The organism is Ramlibacter sp. (assembly GCF_013697775.1).
In the GTDB taxonomy this organism is placed as follows: domain Bacteria; phylum Pseudomonadota; class Gammaproteobacteria; order Burkholderiales; family Burkholderiaceae_C; genus Ramlibacter.
On sequence record NZ_JACCWG010000011.1, the window covers coordinates 1 to 4,956 of the forward strand.

Here is a 4,956-nt window from a genome sequence, read left to right on the forward strand (position 1 = left end):
TCCTGGTCGGACGCGGCGACCATGGTGACGGTGGCCCCGCCTTCGGCGACGCTCACCGACGCGGTGCCGCCGCCACCGTCGCTGGTGATGACCGGCGCGTCGTTGACGTTGTACACCGACACGTACAACTGCTGCGTGGCGTCCAGGGTGCCGTCGCTCGCCTGCACCGTCACGTCGTAGTTGTTGTCGCAGCCGAACGGGTTTTCGTAGTCGGGCGCGGTGATGAAGCTCAGCGCGCCGGTGCTGGCATCGATGGTGAACAGCGCGGAGTCGGTGCCGCCCGCGATCGAATATGTCAGGCTGTTGCCGTCCACGTCGGTTGCCATCACCGTGGTCACGGCGGTGGTGTTCTCGGCGATGCTGGTGCCCGCGCTGCCGCCGCCGCCGTTGCTGGTGATGACCGGCGCCTCGTTGACGTTGGTCACCGTCACGTACAGCTGCTGCGTGTCGGTAAGGGTGCCGTCGCTCGCCTGCACCGTCACGCTGTAGTTGTTGTCGCAGCCGAACGGGTTTTCGTAGTCGGGCGCGGTGACGAAGCTGAGCGCGCCGGTGCTGCCGTCGATGGTGAACAGCGCGGAATCGGCACCACCGGTGATCGAGTACAGGACGGTGTCGCCGTCGGAATCGGTGGCCGCGACGGTCGTGACCGTCGCGCCGCCCTCCGGCGCGCTGACGAAGGCGGTGGCGCCTCCGCCGTTGCTGGTAATGACCGGCGCTTCGCTGACGTTGTACACCGACACGTACAGCTGCTGCGTGTCCGTCAGCACGCCGTCGCTCGCCTGCACGGTCACGTCGTAGTTGTTGTCGCAGCCGAACGGGCTTTCGTAGTTCGGTGCGGTGATGAAGCTCAGCGCGCCGGTGGCGGCGTTGATGGTGAACAGCGACGCGTCCGAGCCGCCCGCAATCGAATACGTCAGGCTGTTGCCGTCCGCGTCGGTGGCGATCACCGTAGTGACGGCAGCGGTGTTTTCCGCCAGGCTGATGTAGGCGCTGGGGCCTCCCGCGTTGCTGGTGATGACCGGCGCGCTCACGTCTTCGGCCACGTCGGTCACGCTCACCGTGATGGCCTGCGTGTCGGTCAGCGTGCCGTCGCTCACCTGCACCGTCACGTCGTAGGTGTTGTCGTAGCTGCCGCGGAACCTGCTCGCCGACAGCCGGTCGTCGCCGTAATCGGGCGCGCTGTAGCCGCGCGGGTTCTCGTAGTCGGGGGCCGAGAGGAAGCTCAGCGCGCCGGTGCCGGCGTCGATCGTGAACAGCGCCGCATCTGCGCCGCCCACGATGCTGTAGGTCAGTGTATCGCCGTCCGCGTCCACCGCCGCCACCGTGGTGACCGCCGTCGTGTTCTCCGCCAGGCTGATGTACGCGTGCCCGCCGCCGCCGTCGCTGGTGATCTCCGGCGCGCCGTTCAGGTCGACGGTGTAGCCGTCGCTGGCAGTGCCTTCGGCGTAGAAGTTGACGACCTTCGCGACGAACTGCTGCACGCCCGACAGCTGGCTGGCGGGCACGAAGCTGAAGTCCTGGCCGACCACCGTGGCCGCGCCCAGCTGCACGTCGCCGTTCACGCCGCCGTAGATGACGACCGCTTCGCCGGCCTGCAGCGGCGCGGAGATGTGGCCGTTGACGGTGGGCGTGGTGTCGCCGCTGTTGCCGCCGCGCGGAATCACCACGTCGTCGGCGGTGCTCGCCGTGCCGTTGTCGTCCACCACCGAACGGATGCTCACGCCCTGGGTCGGCGTGACAGATTCGATCAGCGGCACGCCCGGGGCGATCTCGCCCACGTCGGCCGTGACGATGGCCGCTTCCAGGCGCTGGCCCGAGAAGGCGTCCAGCACGGGCTGCAGGCCGTGGCCGCCGGCCAGGGCGGCGCGCACCGCGTCCACCGCGTCGCACTGCGACACGCAGGCCACCTGCGCCAGCTTGTAGATGCCGCCAGCGTCGCCGGCCTGGTCGTTGAGCGTGGCCACCAGCTGGGCGATCTGGCTGGATTCCAGCGACTGCTGCGCCGTCGGCGCGTGGCCGGTGAGCGACTGCAGCGCGCTGTCGACGATGCCTTTCAACACGGCCGCGTCGCCCAGGTCCAGCGGAGCGCCGGACGCCATGGCATGCGCCAGCGCGTCGGCCATGAGGCGCGAGGCGGCCTGCACGTCGATGCCGCCGGCCGAGGACAGCTCCAGGCCGCCCAGCGTGATCACGTTGAGGACCTGCAGCGACAGCGCTTGCGCGTCCAGCGCGGCGGCCTTGTCGGCCGGGCTGGCGAGCGGGTTGGCCAGCACGGCCAGCGGGTCGAAATTCAGCAGGTTCAGGCTGGCCGGCAGGCCGAATTCCTGCTCGATCAGGGTGGAGCCCGCCTGCGCGGAGCCGACCACGTGGATGCGCAGCAGCGCGTCGATCAGCGTGGTCAGCGGGGTGATGACGGTGGCGCCCACCGGCGCGGAGATCACGCCTTCGAAGTCGCAGCCGGTCAGCAGGTCGATGCCGCCGAAGGCCACCAGGCTGCCGCCCGACGCGGCGGCGCTCACGTTGATGTTGCCGGCTTCGTCGGTCACCAGCACCTGTTCGGTGCCGTCCAGGCGGCCGTTGCCGTTGGCGTCCACGAACACCGAGGCGCCATTCAGGTAGCCGTCGGTCGCCTTGACCAGGATGCCGCCGCTGCCCAGGTGGTCCACCAGCGCCTGCAGGCTGGCCTTGGCCTCGCCCACGGTGCCTTCCTGCGCCGTGACGCCCAGCAGCACTTCGCGCACGCCGCCCAGCAGCTGCGGGCCGCCGAAGTAGAAGCCGCCCTTGTTTTGCGCATACAGCGCCTGGGTGAACACTTCGGCCGCATCGGCCTTGTGGGTCAGCGTGTCGCCCAGCGCGCCGCCCACGCTGCCGGCCACCTGCAGGGCCAGCGCGCCCCAGCTGGTGGCGCCGGAGGCGATCTGCGCGGCAAAGCCGTTGGCTTCCGCGTCGCTCAGCACGTAGCCGAAGCCCTGCAGCGCCATCAGCTTGAGCAGCGCCGGCCCGCCCATGGCGGATGCCTGCGCGCCCAGGTAGCTGTCCAGCAACACCTTGACCGACGCCCAGCTACCTGAGTCGGCAACCTGCTGCGCCAGTGAGGCAGCGACCTGCGTGTCCGCGGGCATGCCCGCGCAAAGGACAAAAATCTTCTGCAGCGTGGCCTGGATGGCCGCGTTCGGTGTACTCAATTGGATTGCCCCTCGTGTAGCAGCCACGTTGCGTGGTGCGTAGTAATTCGGTAACTAGATGTGCAGTATAAGATGGCTGAGCTGTCTCCCCACAGTGATTTTTGTGCACAATTTCCATGCGGGCGCTGCTTGGTCACCCCTCGAACTGCGGGTGCAGCTGCCGGATGCGGTTCATCGCCATGCCGGCCGCCGCCGTGCGCGTTTCCACCCCCAGCTTGGCAAAAACGCGTTCCAGGTGCTTCTTCACCGTGGCCGGACTCGACCCCAGGATGTCGGCGATGTCTCGGTTGATCTTGCCCTTGACCACCCAGTACAGCACCTCGGCCTCGCGCGCCGTGAGCTTGAAGGCCAGGCTCATGGACGCGATCACCGCCGCATCCGACACCTCGCGCATCACGATCAGCCAGTCCCCGCCGCCGCCCTCCTCGCCGTCGCCGGTCTGCTGGTGCAGCCGCAAGCTCAGGCGCCGCGCGCCCAGCTCCATGGCCAGGCGCGGCGGCTCGATGCTGCGCTGCGCGTCCGCCAGGTGCCGGCGCAGCCAGTCCAGCACCGGCTGCGGCGCGGCCGGCCCGGAGCTGCCGTAGTAAGTGACCAGCAGCTCGCGCGCCAGCGGCGTCTGCCAGGTGACGCGGCCGTCGGCCGGGCGCACCGTGATGCTGGCGTAGCCGAAGGCATCCAGTGCGTTGCGGGTCTGCCGGGCCAGCCGGGCGCTCCGCAGGTGCACGCCCATGCGAGCGAGCACTTCCTTCGGCTTGATCGGCTTGGTGACGTAGTCCACGCCGCCGGCCTCCAGCGCCGCCACCAGGTGCTCGGTCTCGGTCAGGCCGGTCATGAAGATGATGGGGATGTGTGCGGTGCGCGGCGAGGCCTTCAGCCGCCGCGCCACCTCGAAGCCGTCCAGCCCCGGCATCATGGCGTCCAGCAGCACGATGTCGGGCAGCGCCTGGGCCGCGCGCTGCAGCGCGGCCTCGCCGCCGGTGGCCACCAGCACGGTGTAGCCGGACTCGTCCAGCGCGTCGTGCAGCACCGACAGGTTGTCCGGCACGTCGTCGACGATCAGCACCAGGTCGCTCTCGGCGCGGTTGAGTGCGACGCTCATGGGGCTCCTCCCGCTTCTTTCGCATCTGCCGCCGGCACCGGCGTGGCGCGCGCCAGCGCACGGGCAATGGCCTCGAACTGGAAGCGGCGCGCCAGCTCGCGCATGGCGGCTGCGAAGCCGGCGCAGGCGGGCTCGGCCGCCTCGATGGCATCCAGCGCGTTCAGGATGCCGCGGTAATACCCCAGCTGCACCGCCTCGCGCAGCGGCTGCAGCGCCGGGGCGCCGGGCAGCACCCAGTCGGCGGCGGTGGACGCGGCGGGCGGCTCGGGGAGCGCAGGCGCGTCGCTCCACGCGAGCGCCAGCCGGCGCTCCAGCCAGTCCAGCAGCTCGGCGTGGCGCAGCGGCTTGAGGATGAAGTCTTCCGGCCGGATGCCGGCGTCGTTGTCCAGGCCCTTGTCGAAGGCGTTGGCCGACACCACGGCGAAGGCGGCCTCCATCTTTGGCAGCCGGCGCGCGCGGCGAATCGTTTCCCAGCCGTCGATGCCCGGCATCGCCAGGTCCATCAGCACCGCATCGGGCCGGTACCCGGCGGCCAGCAGGTCCAGCGCGTCGTGGCCGCTGGCGGCGGTGCGCAGCTCGAAGCCCAGCGGCTCCAGCAGCTGCACCAGCAGCTCGCGGTCGGCCTCCTCGTTGTCCACCACCAGGATGCGGCGGCGCGCGCCGGCGTAGCCG

General features: G+C 70.1%; 3 protein-coding genes. All 3 read right to left on the reverse strand.

Annotation, left to right across the window (positions count from 1 at the left end):
* Nucleotides 1-3,185: cadherin domain-containing protein (locus tag H0U68_RS00675; RefSeq protein ID WP_296352133.1), on the reverse strand; the 3,185-nt coding region annotated here is incomplete at its 3' end.
* A 133-nt stretch (nucleotides 3,186-3,318) separates the two neighbouring features.
* Complete coding sequence (locus H0U68_RS00680) at nucleotides 3,319-4,284, reverse strand: response regulator transcription factor (RefSeq protein ID WP_296352135.1); 966 nt, start codon at nucleotides 4,282-4,284, stop codon at nucleotides 3,319-3,321.
* Nucleotides 4,281-4,956: response regulator (locus H0U68_RS00685; protein WP_296352137.1), on the reverse strand; the 676-nt coding region annotated here is incomplete at its 5' end. The genes H0U68_RS00680 and H0U68_RS00685, both read right to left, overlap by 4 nt.

Bases quoted from the DNA above. Each gene is read 5' to 3' on its own strand.
- H0U68_RS00680 (WP_296352135.1), bottom strand. From the start codon at position 4,284: ATGAGCGTCGCACTCAACCGCGCCGAGAGCGACCTGGTGCTGATCGTC.